Annotated in this window: 20 protein-coding genes; 7 read left to right on the top strand and 13 right to left on the bottom strand. The window is 35.5% G+C overall.

Going from position 1 to position 16029, the window contains the following annotated elements:
• Positions 1-6 precede the first annotated feature (6 nt).
• Positions 7-690: a DUF120 domain-containing protein gene (locus ACX12B_RS07485; RefSeq protein ID WP_459353398.1), complete on the top strand. Its 684-nt coding sequence runs from the start codon at positions 7-9 to the stop codon at positions 688-690.
• A gap of 39 nt (positions 691-729) precedes the next feature.
• Positions 730-1164 (top strand): universal stress protein, encoded by a 435-nt coding sequence (locus ACX12B_RS07490; RefSeq protein WP_459353399.1) that lies wholly within the window; start codon positions 730-732, stop codon positions 1162-1164.
• Position 1165: 1 nt separating this feature from the next.
• On the opposite strand, the gene ACX12B_RS07495 is transcribed toward ACX12B_RS07490, so the two are convergent.
• The 13 genes from ACX12B_RS07495 to ACX12B_RS07555 form a co-directional block, all read right to left on the bottom strand.
• Positions 1166-1786, bottom strand: a complete 621-nt coding sequence (locus ACX12B_RS07495; RefSeq protein ID WP_459353400.1) for an adenylyltransferase/cytidyltransferase family protein — start codon at positions 1784-1786, stop codon at positions 1166-1168.
• Between the two features lie 40 nt (positions 1787-1826).
• The gene (dph5, locus tag ACX12B_RS07500) at positions 1827-2864 is read right to left on the bottom strand and encodes a diphthine synthase (protein WP_459353401.1); all 1038 of its coding nucleotides are present in this window, start codon (positions 2862-2864) and stop codon (positions 1827-1829) included.
• Positions 2864-3991 (bottom strand): M20/M25/M40 family metallo-hydrolase, encoded by a 1128-nt coding sequence (locus tag ACX12B_RS07505; RefSeq protein WP_459353402.1) that lies wholly within the window; start codon positions 3989-3991, stop codon positions 2864-2866. The genes dph5 and ACX12B_RS07505 overlap by 1 nt, the downstream gene beginning before the upstream one ends.
• Before the next feature lie 3 nt (positions 3992-3994).
• Positions 3995-4837: a lysine biosynthesis protein LysX gene (lysX, locus tag ACX12B_RS07510; protein ID WP_459353403.1), complete on the bottom strand. Its 843-nt coding sequence runs from the start codon at positions 4835-4837 to the stop codon at positions 3995-3997.
• Positions 4834-5001, bottom strand: coding sequence for an alpha-aminoadipate/glutamate carrier protein LysW (gene lysW/argW / locus ACX12B_RS07515; protein ID WP_012215677.1), 168 nt, complete (start codon positions 4999-5001; stop codon positions 4834-4836). Before lysW/argW (ACX12B_RS07515) ends, lysX (ACX12B_RS07510) begins: the two co-directional genes overlap by 4 nt.
• A 21-nt stretch (positions 5002-5022) precedes the next feature.
• On the bottom strand, positions 5023-6186 hold the full coding sequence (locus tag ACX12B_RS07520) for a LeuA family protein (protein ID WP_459353404.1): 1164 nt from the start codon (positions 6184-6186) through the stop codon (positions 5023-5025).
• Between the two features lie 116 nt (positions 6187-6302).
• Positions 6303-6722, bottom strand: a complete 420-nt coding sequence (gene lysM, locus ACX12B_RS07525; protein ID WP_459353405.1) for an HTH-type transcriptional regulator LysM — start codon at positions 6720-6722, stop codon at positions 6303-6305.
• The gene (locus tag ACX12B_RS07530) at positions 6709-7890 is read right to left on the bottom strand and encodes an aspartate aminotransferase family protein (protein WP_459353406.1); all 1182 of its coding nucleotides are present in this window, start codon (positions 7888-7890) and stop codon (positions 6709-6711) included. The genes lysM and ACX12B_RS07530 overlap by 14 nt, the downstream gene beginning before the upstream one ends.
• Positions 7883-8686: a [LysW]-aminoadipate/[LysW]-glutamate kinase gene (locus ACX12B_RS07535; protein WP_459353407.1), complete on the bottom strand. Its 804-nt coding sequence runs from the start codon at positions 8684-8686 to the stop codon at positions 7883-7885. The genes ACX12B_RS07530 and ACX12B_RS07535 overlap by 8 nt, the downstream gene beginning before the upstream one ends.
• Before the next feature lie 2 nt (positions 8687-8688).
• Positions 8689-9735, bottom strand: a complete 1047-nt coding sequence (gene argC, locus ACX12B_RS07540; RefSeq protein ID WP_459353408.1) for an N-acetyl-gamma-glutamyl-phosphate reductase — start codon at positions 9733-9735, stop codon at positions 8689-8691.
• A 28-nt stretch (positions 9736-9763) separates the two neighbouring features.
• Complete coding sequence (gene lysX / locus ACX12B_RS07545; RefSeq protein ID WP_459353409.1) at positions 9764-10621, bottom strand: lysine biosynthesis protein LysX; 858 nt, start codon at positions 10619-10621, stop codon at positions 9764-9766.
• A complete protein-coding gene (lysW/argW, locus tag ACX12B_RS07550; protein WP_012215670.1) occupies positions 10621-10788 on the bottom strand; it encodes an alpha-aminoadipate/glutamate carrier protein LysW in 168 nt (55 codons plus the stop codon). The genes lysX (ACX12B_RS07545) and lysW/argW (ACX12B_RS07550) overlap by 1 nt, the downstream gene beginning before the upstream one ends.
• Entirely contained in the window at positions 10785-11984 is a 1200-nt protein-coding gene (locus ACX12B_RS07555) for an argininosuccinate synthase (RefSeq protein WP_459353410.1), read from the bottom strand. The genes lysW/argW (ACX12B_RS07550) and ACX12B_RS07555 overlap by 4 nt, the downstream gene beginning before the upstream one ends.
• Before the next feature lie 136 nt (positions 11985-12120).
• On the opposite strand from ACX12B_RS07555, the gene ACX12B_RS07560 reads away from it, so the two are divergent.
• The 5 genes from ACX12B_RS07560 (at position 12121) to ACX12B_RS07580 (ending at position 15912) form a co-directional block, all read left to right on the top strand.
• Complete coding sequence (locus tag ACX12B_RS07560; protein WP_459353411.1) at positions 12121-13146, top strand: ABC transporter substrate-binding protein; 1026 nt, start codon at positions 12121-12123, stop codon at positions 13144-13146.
• Complete coding sequence (locus ACX12B_RS07565; RefSeq protein ID WP_459353412.1) at positions 13146-13910, top strand: ABC transporter ATP-binding protein; 765 nt, start codon at positions 13146-13148, stop codon at positions 13908-13910. Before ACX12B_RS07560 ends, ACX12B_RS07565 begins: the two co-directional genes overlap by 1 nt.
• Before the next feature lie 5 nt (positions 13911-13915).
• Entirely contained in the window at positions 13916-14674 is a 759-nt protein-coding gene (locus ACX12B_RS07570) for an ABC transporter permease (protein WP_459353413.1), read from the top strand.
• A 90-nt stretch (positions 14675-14764) separates the two neighbouring features.
• Complete coding sequence (locus tag ACX12B_RS07575; RefSeq protein ID WP_459353418.1) at positions 14765-15133, top strand: DUF6659 family protein; 369 nt, start codon at positions 14765-14767, stop codon at positions 15131-15133.
• A 41-nt stretch (positions 15134-15174) separates the two neighbouring features.
• Complete coding sequence (locus ACX12B_RS07580) at positions 15175-15912, top strand: plastocyanin (protein WP_459353414.1); 738 nt, start codon at positions 15175-15177, stop codon at positions 15910-15912.
• The last annotated feature ends 117 nt before the right edge of the window (positions 15913-16029 follow it).

Here is a 16029-nt window from a genome sequence, read left to right on the forward strand (position 1 = left end):
TCTTAGATGCCTGAACTAAAAATTCAGCATATCCTAACTCTATCTTATCTTCTTTCTAAAGGTGCTAAACACAACTATGTTTCAATAACTACTTCTTCTTTGGGAAAGAGCATCAAAAAATCACAACAAGCTGCATCAAAACATCTGCTTGAATTAGAACAAAATCAATTCATTGACCGAATTATGAGTGGAAGAAATGTATCTGTAAAGATTACCTCAAAAGGTTTCTCTGAAATAGTAAAACTATCTACAACTCTGCAAAAAAGCTTGAACTCCTTTCCATCTCATGTTGAACTAAAAGGAACTTTGGTATCTGGAATGGGTGAAGGTGCATATTACATGGGGCTAAAGGGATACACAAAGCAATTCAAATCAAAAATCGGTTATATCCCATTTCCTGGAACTCTCAATGTAAGATTAGATCAAAAAATTCATCAAGAGGCAGTCAAACAATTTGAAACCTTGGATGGAATTAAAATTAAGAGTTTCTCTGATGGAAAGAGAACCTATGGTTGGGTCAAATGCTTTCCTGCAAAACTAAATAATTCAATTAATTGCGATATGATTTTACTTGAACGTACTCATCATGATAACTCTGTTGTTGAGCTGATCTCAAAAACATGTCTGAGAAAAACTGCAAAACTCAAAAACGGTTCTAAAATAACCATCAAGATACCTATTTCTCCCTAACCAAAAATTGATTAACAGTAAGTTTGTTAGAATTATTACTTGATTAAACAAATTACGGTTGCCATAATCACTCCTACTCATGACAAAAAATCTTTTGAATTAGGGTTAGAATTGGCACAGAAATTAGGATGTTCTCTTTCTGTGATTGAATGCTTTTATCAAAAACCTCCAACGTTTCATTTCTTTGAGACCAAAACTGACAAAATTGCCTTGCAAAAAAGAAAAAATCAAATAAAAAATGAACTCTCAAAATGGGAAAAAGCAGCTGCAAAGAAAAATGTTCCAATTAAAACAAAGTTTGCATTAACTGACTCTATTGCACATTGGGTAATTGACTATGTTACTGAACATAAAGTTGATTTGCTTATTGTAGACTATCCAAAATTATCCATGACTGAATCTACCCTTTATGATGATATTATCAATACAATTCATCACAAGGCAAAATGTAACGTTTTAACAGCTAAACAATAACTCAAATTCCGTGAATAGATTCACCATACTCTTTTTGGATTTTTGAGCTAGAACTATCTGGAATTGGGGATTGCAATCTTGCCACTTTTGCATCTAGATTGATTTTTTTACATCCTTCTGTAATGAATTTCTCTTGGTGAGTTTGGTCGTATCCTAGTGCAATTATTTGTGGTCTCACATTATTTACTGTCTTGAAAATATCATTTTCTTGTCCTATGAGGCAAAGGTCTACCATGGATAGGGAATTTACCAATTCTTGTCTTTGTTCTTGGGAATGTAATGGTTGCCTTTTTTTCATCTTTACTGCAGTGTTGTCTGTGGCAACAACTACCACAAGAATATCACCTAATTCCTTTGCAGCATTTAGAGTGTAGATGTGTCCTGGATGAATAATATCAAAAACACCACCAGCTAAAACAACCTTCAAAGAATTTCGTCCTGATTCTGTGAGTGATTTTTTATCTTCTTTTACAAATTGATTTTTTATCAACTCGTCTATCTCTGAATTAATTTGTTCATCTGAAAGTACAGTTTTTTCTTTGATTTTTTCAATTGGATTAGTACCATCAATCTGAGATATGTACATTGTAGAAAGAATTACTCTTTGAATTGATTCCAACATTTTTTCTATTTTTCTCCCTCTCTTTAATTCATCGCTAAAATTACATTTTGGGATCCAAGCCTTTGGCTAACCTTAATGCATCTACTAATCCATCTGCATATCCAATACTTAGAATGGCCACCTCATCTTGACCGTCTTCTAAAAATTTCTCTGCGTCTTTGACATACAATTCTGCATTTTCTAAAATTACTTGGTACTCTTTTTGGTTTTTGTAGTATGGTTCTACCTCTTCAAGTGCTTCTCTTACCATTGGAACATATTTTTCAATCATTTGAGAAGAAATTTTTCTTGTTTTCTCTGTATTATCAAATGGCTCATCAATACATTCTCCTAAAACCTTCAATGCGTCTGACTCTGTAAAATGAAGTCTTCCGGGAATTATCACTGTATGTGGTGGTTTTCCAAAATCTCTCTTTTTTAGGCTAGATATTTTACCTGATACTATTTCTTGGTCTTTGAATCCCACTCTTGATGCGACAATGGCAAAGGTTGATGAACTGATGACTTTTCTTCTTTGACCTTTCTCTGTTTCTAATAATCCATTTAATGCATCCTTTGGATCTAAAAAGAAATCTTTGTCTTGATTAAACTCCAAAAGAAGGACTGTGTGATTCCCTTCTATGACATTTTTGTAAATTACATAGTATGGTGTTGTAAGTGATTTCATTTCACTCATTATAGTTGCAATTCTTCCAACTTTGTAAAAGTGAAGACCGCACTCTCCAATCATTGAAGTTAATGATGAAGATGCATGAATAGAATGTGTTTTTATTTTTTCTTTAATTGCTCTTTCACGTAACTCGATATGTGTTGTAGCAATGTATGGGTCTCCATACGATAACAAGACAACTTTCTTTTTCTTTGCATTCTCTAAAATCTCATTTCCATCTTCGACTAACCATCTTTTTGCCGGTCTGAATTCCCCTTGTGTTGCATTTTTGATTTTAGTTAGATCTGATTTACCAATAGGACTTGTGAATTGCTCAAGATATACAATGTCTGCTTTTGCTAAAACATCAATTGCTTCATTCGGAATTGATTTGAATCCCGAAATTCCTAAACCTACAAACCAGAGCATTACTGCATCTTTCTATCATGAAGTCTTTTTAAATGCTGTAGCATCTTTTTGAGAATTTCGATTCCTCTGAGATATTCATCAATTGAAACTTTTTCATCAATGGTGTGAGCTTCATGAGGGTCTCCTGGACCATACGTTACAACTGGAATACTCCACTGTGTTCCTAGTACATTCATGTCTCCAGTACCTGTTTTTCTAATTAGTTTAGGCCTAGTATGCTCTACATCCATGACTCCAAGCGTAAATGCACGCACTAGTGGAGAGTCATGTGCTGCCTCAAATGGCTCTGTTTCATCAAGAATTGAGTAAAATGCTTCTACGTCTCTTTTTTCTGCAATTTCCTTTACCAAAGTAGCAATCTTTTGTTCAATTGATTTGCAGTTCATATCTACTGGAATTCTTATATCAAAAGTTGTTTCACATTCTTTTGGAGTAACATTGTGACTTGTTCCTCCTTTTACTTCTGTCATAGTTGCAGTCAACAACATTCCTTTTGTTTTATCTTCTTGATTTTCTTCAAGTTTTTCTTTTAATTCTCTTGCAAAAATCATTGATTCTAAAATTGCATTTTTTGAAAGCCATGGTGCACTTGCATGTGAACTATCTTCCACACTAATTTTGAGATTGATTGCTAATCTTCCTTTGTATGCTATAGTAACTTGTTTGATCCCGCTTGGTTCTCCAAAAACTGCATAATCAACACCCATCTTTTTTTTAACTAGATTTTTAATTCCAGTGGCATTTCCTTCTTCATCAACTGCACCAACAAAAATTATTGTTCCATTGTTGTTTTGTATTGATGCTGCAGCAAATAGCATTGCCATTAATGGTGCTTTTGCATCAGATGCTCCTCTACCATAAAGAGAGTCTCCCTCTTTTCTTACCTTTACTTTACCTGGAACTACATCCATGTGACCACATAGCATAATCGTTGGACTGCCTGAACCCTTTCGGGCAATTACATTTCCTACTTCATCAATTTGAATATCTTCAAATCCTAAATCATCACATTTGTCTGCAAGAAACTCTGCCATTGGTTTTTCACTAAGAGATGGGGTGTACAATCTTAATGCCTTCTCAAGCATCTTTGTTGCAAATCTTGGTGTAACTGTAAAATGAGTGTCCAATTCTTACTTGTCTATCTTTAGTGCATAGTCTAGCATAAGTGAAGGAATATCTACTTCACACACTCTAACTGTGTTTTTGTATTCCGTTGTATTGTTTACTTCATGAACAACCAATCCTTTCTCTTCACTTTCCATCAAATCTACACCTACGATATCTCCTTGAACTGCATTTTTTGCCTTAATACACATTTCTTCCATTTCCTGTGTTACCTCGCATGGCTCTGCCACTCCTCCAAGTGCCATGTTTGTCTTCCAGTGCTCTGAGTTGCGGTAAATTGCTGCAACAATTTTGTCTCCGACCATAATTGCTCTGATATCCCTAGGTGGTCTTTTTACAAACTCTTCTAGATAATGAACTTGATAAATTGGATACATGGTTTCTCTGCCCTCAATGATTCCTTCAGCAGAATCTTTGTCATTTAATTTTGAGATTAGTCTTCCCCAACTTCCAACTGTTGGTTTGATCACTTTTGGGTATCCCTGTAAATCTAATGCTTCTAGAGCTGCATCTTTTGAGAATGCAACTGTTGCATCTGGTGTTGGAACTCCAGCTTTCTTTAACAACATATGTGTGAATAGTTTGTTTCCTGCAAAGATTCCTGTGTTGAGACAATTGATTACTTTGACTCCTAATCCTTCAAGAGCTGCTGTTGAATGCAAATTTCTGTAATAACTTACACATCTTTGTATAACTACTCCATAATCTTCAGGCTTTTTTTCTAAATCTACTGCTAACTTCTTACAATCTACCATCTGGATGTTGATGTCTTTTTTCTTACCTGCTTCTAGTAGGCCTTTTTCTTCCCAACGGATGGTATCATAAAGAATCGTAACGTCGGGACTCACTGTCCCCAATCCTCGCCAACCGTTTGGGCAGGCTTTAGATCGAAACCGTCTGAACCTTTTGCTAATTCAAAACTTGCGCCACATTCCGGACATGTTACAATTTCTCCTTCAAGTGCATCACTTGGTATGGAAATATCTGCATCACATTCTTCACATTTTGACATATTCTCTTCTCCACCTCCTCTCTATTTATCGTTAATTATTTTTTCAAGTCTGTCTTCAAGAGGAATCTCGATCAGATCTCCCATTCTAAGACCCTTTAATCCAGCTGCTACTGCTTTTGCACTCTTGTCATCTTTTTCTAATCCTAATAGTGACATCAAATAGGCAGCTCCTGTCTTTCCTGCCAATTCTCCAAATACAATTCTTCTTCTGTTTCCTACGGCTCTAGGTGGTATGGGCTCATATGCTGCAGGATTTCTTAGTATTGCTGCAAGATGTGTTCCTGCTTTGTGTTTGTATGCTGAAGAACCTACAATTGGTTTTGAATCATATGGTTTGATTGTAGTGTACTCTTCAATTAATCTAGACAAATCTAGTAACATGTCTAATCTGAAATCATTTGGTGATTTGTACAAATATGTTAAAGCGACGGCAACTTCTGCAAGTGGAGGTATTCCTGTTCTTTCACCAATTCCGTCAATTGTAGTATGAATTTGATCAACTCCTGCATCACATGCAGAAAATGCATTAGCTACTGCAAATCCAATGTCATTGTGTACATGTGCATCTAGTGGAACATCTATAGAGTCTCTTACTTTTTTGACAAAATTATACATTCCAATTGGACGCAATATTCCAACAGTATCTGGTAGACTGATTCTATCCACACCAGCTTCTTCTATTGCTTTGCAAACTTTGAGCAAGAATTCTGGCTCTGCCCTACTTCCATCTTCTACTGTAAATCTAATTTTTAATCCATGTGACTTTGCATACTCTACAGTTTCCACAGCTCGCTCAAGTGCATCTTCTCTTGAAATACGAAGTTTATCTTTAAGATGAATATCTGAAATTCCTAGATATGCTGCACACCATTTTGCATCACAATCTAATGAAATATCAATGTCTTCTTTGAGAGCACGTCCGTGAGAAACAATATCTGCTTTTAGTCCTTGCTTGATTATTGTCTTTGTAGCTTCTTTATGATCACTTGATACAACTGGTGAAATTTCAATTTGGTCTACACCAAAATAATCTAACATCCATGCAATCTGGATTCTTTGTTTGTTTGTAAATGAAACACCTGGATGCTGCTCTCCTTCTCTTAGAGTACTGTCAAGGACTCTTATCTTCTTTGGATTCTTTTCGTATGCGTTGTACAGGTTTGCATAGTGATTCGGATCTTTCATTACAGAATTCGTTGACATAAATTGATGATATAAACATATTCGTACTAGTTTCGTTGAAAATAACTAAAAATGATCCTAAACTAGTTTTGAATTAAAATTTTAAACCGAAAGTCGGTTTAGACTACTTTTCTTAAAATAATTACAGTATTGGTGTCTACTACCCCTGGAATTTTTCTTAATGCATCAATACTATTGTTAATCTCTGCAATACTTGATGCACTCATGATTGTTGTAATGTCGTATTGACCTGTAATTTCATAAACTGTTTTTACACCATCAAGTTTTGCAAGTTTTAGAGAAACCTTTGATGTGTCAGTTGCAGAATCTACTGAGACTAGAACAATTGCACTAGTTGCATTTTCTTCACCTAACTCCAAAGTAAATTTTTTGATAGTTCCGTTTCCGATGAGATTTTTAACCCTTCTTCGTACTGCTGATTCTGATAGTTTTAGTTTCTTTCCAATATCTACAAATGATTCCCTTGAATCTTCTTTTAGATAGCCGATAATTTTTTCATCTACATTATCCTTGTACATTTCGTTTCTGTTCCTCTTCTGTTAGTATTATATCTAGAGCATGTAAAACTTTTGTTACATCTTCTTCAGTAATCACTAATGGAGGCAAAATTCTTAGAATATTTCTTCCAGAATATAGCATAAGAACCCCTTTTCTGATTAATCCCATCAAGATATCTCTAACTTCAAACTTCATTTCTACACCTATCATGAGTCCTTTACCTCGAATTTCTCTAATCATGGTATGCTTTTCTTTTAATTTCTCTAAACCTTCTCTGAAAATTTTTCCCATCTTTTCAGAATTTTCAATTAATCCATCTTCTGTAATTGATTTTAGTGCTGCAACACCTGCTGCACATGATATTGGGTTTCCTCCAAAAGTTGATGAATGTTCTCCTTTACTCATAGAAGCTAGTATATCTGGTCTTACTAGAGTTGCACCCATTGGAACTCCTCCGGCAATTCCTTTTGCTAAACACAAAATGTCTGGTGCTGTGTTCCAATGATCACAAGCCCATAATCGTCCTGTTCTACCTAAACCTGCCTGTATTTCGTCAAAGATTAACAGAATTCCTTTATCATCACAAAGCTTTCTTACGTCTTGCAAAAAACCATCAGGTGCAACAATAATTCCACTTTCTCCTTGGATTGGTTCTAAAATTACAAACGCAGTATCATCATCAATTGCTTCACGTAGTGATTCAATATCTCCGTATGATGCAAATGAAACTTTTTCCACAAGTGGAGCAAATGCTTTTTTGTATTTTGGATTAAATGTTAATGATAATGCTCCATATGATTTTCCGTGATAGGATCCTTTCATTGCAACCATTCCTTTTTTACCTGTAAACTTTCTTGCAAACTTTATTGCAGCTTCAATTGCTTCAGCACCACTGTTGTTAAGATGAACTTGTGTTAATCCTTCAGGTGCTAAACCAATTAGTGTTTTCAAAAACTCTTCTCTTGTTTTGTTGTAAAGTGAACTGTGTACTGTTATAATTTTGTCAACTTGTTCTTTTATTGCATCATTAACTCTTTTATTTTGATGTCCTACTAGTGCTACTCCATATCCTCCCATACAATCTATGTACTCCTTACCATCAATATCCCAAACGTGAGCTCCTTTTCCTTTTTCAACTGTAACTGGAAATCTCTGATAGAGATTGCCCATGTACTGGTCTTCACTCATGTTCAATCACCGTACAATTATCATGTGCAATGGCTGATGAAATAGGATTTTCTTTTTGACCATTTGCAATTAATGCTATTTTTACTCCCATATCTAATGCTTCAGTTGATGCTAAAATCTTCTTTTCCATACCTGGTCCAATTTTTGGTCTAATCTCTTTTGCTTCAGCCAATGTGAGCTTTGGAACCACTTTGTCATCCATTAAGAGTCCATCTACATTTGTTATGAATAATACTTTGTCGCTTCCAACTTTTCCTGCAACATATGCTGCTGCCCTGTCTCCGTCTACATTGAGAAATTCTGATTCTTCGCTGATTGCAATAGGTGAAATCACAGGCGTCAGTCCTTGGTCTAGGAGTGATTTGATGAATGTAGAGTTGACCTCTCTAATTTTTCCAGTATATCCGCCGTCAATTGCTTGTTTTCTTCCTTTTTCATTTATGATGAGAAGTTTCTTTTTCCTATCTGCTTGAATTACTTTGGCATCAACTCCTGATAATCCGATTGCATTAATTCCATTTTTTTGGAGCATCTGAACTATTGTTTTGTTGATTCTACCTGACATTACCATTGTAAAAATCTCTGCAGTTTCTTTGTCGGTGTATCTACTTTTGATTCCACTAGGAGATGTTACAAACTTTGGTTCTTTTCCAAGTTGTTCGCAAACTTTGGTAACTTCTTTACCTCCACCATGAACTAGAATTACTCCTTCTGATTCTGCAACTTTTTTAATATCTGAAATTGTTGATGGATGTAAATCATCCACTACACTTCCACCAATTTTGATTGTGATCATTTCTAAACAGGTGTTAGTGGTGTGTATCTTAGTCCATCCATTTCATCAAAACCGCACATTACGTTCATGTTTTGGATGGCAGAACCTGCTGCACCTTTCATCAAGTTATCAGATGCAGACAATGCAATTAATCTATTGTTGTCTTCGTCTAAATCAAATCCTATATCACAAAAGTTTGAACCAACCAAGAATTTTGGATCTGGGAATTTGTATAATCCTTTTTTGTCTCGAATTAATCTAACAAATTTCTCTTCACCATAAGTTTGACGATATAATTTCCACAACTCTTTTTCTTCAATATCTTTTTTCATGAATGTGTGGTTTGTACAAAGAATTCCACGGACAACATCTACTGCATGTGGACTCATTGAAACATGAATCTTCTTTCCTGCAATCTCACTTAGCTCTTGTTCAATCTCACCAGTGTGTCTGTGTTTTGCTGGTTTGTATGGTCTGATAACTCCTGCTCTCATTGCATGTGCAGTTCCTGAACCAGAACCTGCACCTGAAGAACCAATTTTAGAGTCTACAACAATGTGTTCTGTATCAATAATGTCATTTCTAATTAATGGTGCAAGTGCTAGCATTGATGTTACTGCCATACATCCTGGACATGAAACAAGTTGTGCTTTTTTGATATCTTCTCTATGTAGTTCTGGTACTCCAAAAACTGATTTTTCTAAATAATCTGGATGTGGGTGTTCCCAACCATACCACTTGTCATATGCTTCTTGATCATGCAATCTGTAATCTGCACTCAAATCAATGATTTTCACACCTCTATCATACAATGCTTTTACAATTTCAGTTGCAGTTCCGTGTGGCACTGCTGTGAAAACTAAATCACATTTGTCAGTTAATTTATCATAATCTAATTCTGAAAAAGTCAGATCGGTAAATCCCTTCAAACTTGGTTGAACTCTGTGTAGGTACTCTCCGACATGTTGTCTTGATGTAACCATGCTGATCTCGACATCTGGGTGATTAACCAAAAGACGTAGTGTCTCTCCACCTACATATCCTGATGCTCCTACAACACCTACTTTCATGATAAACCTCCTCGTAATGGAGTATAATTTATTTCCTAACGTAGTTTAGAGCAAATTCTACCATTTCTTTTGGTATATTTCGTTGTGCAACTCTTGCCAATCCCTTGAATTCTACTGTATTGTTGACTTCGTGAACCACTAGGCCATTCTTTTCATCTTCCATCATGTCTATTCCTAGAATTCCTCCTCCCATTGCCTTTGATGCTTTTGCTGCCATATCCTCCATCTCTTTTGTGATCTCACAAAGTTCTGGATCGGCACCAAGTGCAATGTTTGTCTTAAATCCGCCCGAAGACTTTCTGTACATTGCTGCAACAGGCTCATCTCCTACGGTAATAACTCGAATATCCCTAGGTGGCCTCTCTACTAGTTCTTGTAGATAGTAGATTCTATCATGTGGGCTATCTGTAATATCTCTGATTTCAGAAATTGCATCCATCGTATCTTTGTCTTTAATTGGCATTACACCTCTTCCCCAACTGCCAATTACTGGTTTGATTACTAGTGGATATCCAACTTTTTCTAAATTCTCAGATGCACTTTCACTTGTAAATGAAAAATATGTTTTTGGTGTTGGCACTCCTGCTTTTTTCAAAAGCAGTGTCATGAACATTTTGTTTCCACAAACACTTGCAACATCAAATTTGTTTAGAACAGGAATGTCCATAAATTCAAGACTTGCAGTAAAGTGCAGTCCTCTAAAGTAACTTACACATCTTTCTAAAACAACATCTCCCAAATCAAAATCTTCTTTCTTGCTATCTGTATTGACTTGAGTAATCTTTGCATCTAGCATCACTGTATCGTGTCCTAGTTCAGCTGCTTCTTTTTGAAGCATCTTTTCTTCGGCTCTTAGGCGATCAAACACAATACAGACTTTTGACATTACTCTCCCCAGTCTTCGCCTACGCTTTCTGCTTGTTTAAGCTCAACATTTGATCCGTCTTTTTTTGCGATTTCAAAGTCAGCACCACAATCAGGACAGGAGACAATTTCTCCTACTGCGGCATCATCTGGGATGTTTAGTGTTGCGTCACATTCTGGGCAGTTCATGTTTTTTCTGACCTTTTCTTTTGTAATTTATTAGCTTCTGTTGATTGCATTCCCCACAATTCTACAAATCCTTTGGCCAATCTTTGGTCAAATGTAGATTCTGTACCATAAGTTGCAATCTCATGACTGTAAAGTGAGTTCTTGGACTTTCTTCCAACTACTCTTAGGCTTCCTTTGTACAGTTTTAGTTTCACTGTACCTGTAACTGGCTTTTGAGATGCCTCAATAAATCCATCTAAATCTGACTTTAGTGGATCTTGCCATAATCCTGAATATGCTAGGTATGCCCACTCATCATCAATTATTGATTTGAACTTGTTTTCGTGTTTTGTGTGAACCATTTTCTCTAAATCTGAATGTGCTTCAATTAAGCAAGTCGCAGCTGGTGTCTCATATACTTCTCTTGACTTTATTCCAACAACTCTGTCTTCGATATGATCAACAATTCCAACTCCTGCATCTCCTGCCTTTTTGTTAATGTATTCGATTAATTTTTGACCTTCCATTGTTTTACCATCAACTCCAACAGGAATTCCTTTTTCAAATTTAATCTCCAAGTATGTTGGCTTGTCTGGCAAATTTTTTGTTTTTACCCAAATGAATGCATCATCTGGTGGTTCGTTGTATGGGTCTTCTAAGACACCACCTTCAATTGCACGTCCCCACAAGTTTTGATCAATACTAAACTTTTTTGCTACAGTGTCAATTTGAATTCCATGTTTTTTTGCAAACTTTAATTCTGTAACTCTGTCCAAGTTCTTGTCACGAATTGGTGCAATGATTGGGAGATTAGAACCTGAACGTAATGTAATATCAAAACGTACTTGGTCGTTTCCTTTTCCAGAACAACCATGTGCTAGTGATGTTACTTTTTCTTTTTTTGCAATCTCTAAAACTTTTTCAGCAATTAATGGTCTTGCAAGAGCTGTTGCTAAACAATATTTTTTTTGATAAAGTGCATTTGCTTTAATTGATGGGAAAATGTAATCTTTGACAAACTCTTTTCTTGCATCAATGTTGTAGTGTTTTTTTACTCCTAATTTTTTTGCTTTTGCTTCAATTTTTTTATTGTCTTCACATTGCCCAACATCTACCGTAACTGTGATAACATCCATGTCATGTTCGTCTTGTAGATACTTTACAACAACTGAAGTATCTAGTCCTCCAGAAAATGCAAGAATTCCTTTTTGAGTCATAAAACATCTTTTCCGTCGTATTTTGGAATTTATCTTTTGTGATAGGCTTGCAAATCAATTTTTTTCTGTGAAAAATTTCTGGCTAGCTTGAGCTAAAATTCGATGATTATTTAACCGCCAAATATAACGCTGTTTTATGAAAATTCGTTCGGCAATTGTTGCAGGAATTGCAGCAATTGTGGTGTTTTCTGTACTTGGAGTTGCTCTAAACTCTAGTGATACTACACATGAGAGCAAACTCCGAATAGCTTACTTTCCAAACATTGGACATGCCATCCCAATTGTAGGAATAGAAAAAGGATTCTTTGCAGAACATCTTGGTGATGATGTTAAAATTGAAACCAGAGTCTTTGATAGTGGACCGCAAGCAATAGAAGCTCTATTTTCAAATTCAGTTGATCTTGCATATGTTGGACCAGGACCTGCGATTAATGGATTTTTAAATTCTGAAAATAATAACATCAAGATACTTGCCGGTGCTGCAAGTGGTGGTGCCAGCTTTATCGTACATCCAGATTCTGAAATAAACTCTCCATCTGACTTTGCAGGAAAAAAGATTGCTGCTCCACAAATTGGCAACACACAAGATGTTTCACTGCGCCATTTTTTGGCTGAAAACCAACTAAAACCTGCTGAGAAAGGAGGAAATGTTGTTGTTTACAATATTCCAAACCCTGACATTTACACATTATTTGTAAAGGGTGATATTGACGGCGCATGGATTGCAGAGCCCTGGGCTACAATTTTAGAGACTGAATTAAATGGAAAACGATTATTCCATGAAGAAGAACTTTGGCCAGACAAAGAATTTGCATCTGTTCTGTTAATTGGAAATGTAGATTACGTTGAAAAAAATAGTTCTATCTGGGCTGACTTTATTCGCGCACATCATGAAACAGTAATTTGGATTCAGGAAAATCCTAAAGACACTAGAATTGTTTTTAATGCTTTTCTAGATTCCTACCTTGGACAATCTCTGTCTGATGATGTTGTAGATATTGCATTATCAAATATTTTGATAACTGCTGACCCTAAACCTAATTCTGTTTTCTCTTTTGCTGAAAAGGCTGATGCTTTGGGATATCTTGGAAGAAATGGATATGATTTGTCTGGAATTTTTTACAGCTTTGATACAAATTCTCTAGAGGAGACTAGCACATAATGTCCAAACTAGAGGCAAAAAATATTGTCAAGTACTTTAGTCATGATTCTCATAAACTAAAAGCTCTAGGTGGAATAGACCTCAAAGTAGAATCTGGTGACTTTGTATGTTTGATAGGGCCATCTGGATGTGGAAAATCTACATTTTTGAGAATAGTTGCAGGCCTGGAAAAGCCTGATGAGGGTCAGATACTCTTTGATGGCCGCCCTGTTGATGAGACTGGACCTGAAAGAATTATGGTCTTTCAGGAAGGCGCATTGTTTCCATGGCTCACAGTACAGGATAACGTAGAGTTTGGATTAAAGATGGCAGGAATTCCAAAAGAAGAACGTGCAAAGATATCTCACAGATATCTTGACATGATGCAATTAACAAAATTCACTGATTCGTATACATATCAACTTTCAACAGGAATGAAACAACGTGTAGCAATAGCTAGAGCTCTTGTAATGGATCCTGATGTATTGCTCATGGATGAGCCATTTGCAGCACTTGATGCACAAACACGTGACTTGTTACTAGTTGAGATGCAATTAATCTGGGAGAAAACAAAAAAGACTATTCTATTTGTAACACACAGCGTTGCAGAAGCTGCAGTACTTGGAACCAAAGTTGCAGTGTTTAGCAATCGTCCATCAATAATCAAAAAAGAAGTTGATAATGATTTTCCAAGACCTAGAGTCACTGAAGATGAATCCTTAATGAAATTTCAACAAGACTTGCTTTCTGAACTAAGACCTGAGGTAAAGAAAAACAAACAGTGATTGCTATGGCAAAAAATTACACTCCTCACAGAATTGCATTTTACATTGGCATCATTGCAGTTTGGCAAATAACTGCAATGACTGGACTTTGGCCAGACAATGTCTTTCCATCTCCATATGAGGTAGCTGAAGACTTGGGTTATGGTGCAGCTGATGGAAGTCTGTTTTATGGAATTGCAACTAGTATGTGGAGATTGGCAGTTGGATTGGCTATTGCAATTGGTGGTGGCATTGTTTTAGGAATCTTTATGGCAAGAGTTGAAGTTGTTAACCAGACTGTTGGCTCTCTAGTATTGGGCTTGCAATCAATTCCATCTATTGCCTGGGTCCCACTTGCAATTCTTTGGTTTGGTTTGACTGATGGTGGAATTATCTTTGTTACTGCAATTGGTGCAATTTTTGCTGTAACCATCAATACCTACACTGGTGTCAAAAACATCAATCCTCACTTTATAGAGGCTGCAAGAAACATGGGTGCAAAGGGCAGTCAACTAGTAACTGCAGTATTGATTCCTGCAGCATTTCCTTACATGATTTCAGGATTCAAACAAGGATGGGCATTTGCCTGGAGAGGTGTAATTGGAGCAGAGATTCTGTTTTCATTTCTAGGATTGGGCTTTTTGCTTAATGCTGGCCGTTCGCTAAATGATGTATCACAGGTAATTGCAATCATGCTTGTAATTATGGGAATTGGCCTTGTAGTTGATGGTGTTGTGTTTAAGAAACTTGAAGACAAAGTAATGTCTAGATGGGGATTGCGATAGTTTCAAAACTTTTCTGATATGAATGATTATTTGAAAAATTATATTGTTTTTATTTTAGAATGTTTTAGATAAATCCTGTCTTCAAAAGAAATTGAAAGTTTAGAGCAGTCATGTCAGAAAGTTTTGGCATTTCCTAAGGTTAGATTTGTAGGTATATTAAATAAAATGGGCAAAAAAATTGCAGGGAATTTTAAAGAAGGTGTAACTTCTCTGGTACCTGATGTAGAGAGTCAAAGAATGTATGTCCAATTAACATTAGAGTATATGATGAGAAAGGATTTTGATGAACAATTAGGTTCTATTGACTATATTGTTTCAAGACGTAGCAATGTTACTATGATTAGTATTCCAACTAAAGAGTATCTTGTCTTAATCTCTGCTGAAAGAGATATCGATGCTCAAGATATAATTCGAGAAGTAAATTCTGCTTTTCCTGTACTCCCTAATATCAAACCATAAAAAAAATTCGTGCCTAAATCAATTTATTCAAGCAAATTAGTATGACATTGTTGAAAAAAGTTTTCTTACTAATTCCTGTTTTGCTTGTTTTAATTATTGGAATAGGTTCTGTTTCTGCAGAATCACTTATTCCTGAATGGATAAAAAATACTGCACTATGGTATGGTCAAGGAATAATTACAGAGCAAGAGTATTTGGATTCTATAAAATATCTAATTAAAAATAAAATTCTATTTCTAGAACAAGAAGAAAAAGAACAAGTAATAGATTCTACGATAACTAGTGAAAATGTTATTGTCACAAAACCAAGAATTAATCAGTGTTCTGTACTTTATCAAGCATACAAAAATGTTGGAAAAATACAATTCTTGTCAAAATATGAACATGTAAACTATATCAAAACATGTGTCGCCCTATACAATGATCCTATATGGAAATATCAAGGAGATGATAGGGTAGACAAACTCAATGAACGATTTGTTGAACTGAATCAAAAAGTCATTGAAGAAAGAAAGAAACTATCATTTGCTCCACATGTAAAAATAATTTCTATAACTGATATAGGTCAAGGCAAATACGATGTAAAATTCAACACATGTGCTGGAGATAAAAAAATAGACAAAGCAAAAATTCTTGTAAAATCCAGTATTGAAGCAGTTCAGATTGGTTCTGACAAAGATATTCCTGAAAATTCTTGTAGAACTTATGTGACACAATTACATGCAAAAAATCCTGCAAACATTCAAGCATCTATACTGGAACAAGTGTATGCAAAATAACTTGTAAATTTATTTTAAATTATTTTTGAGAAATAGGTTTTCTGACCAACTAGGAGGATTTTCCTTCAGAAAACCTATCCTCATAACACAAAAAATTGAATTTGATTAAAGTAAATC

The sequence above is a fragment of the Nitrosopumilus sp. S6 genome (genome assembly GCF_054515815.1).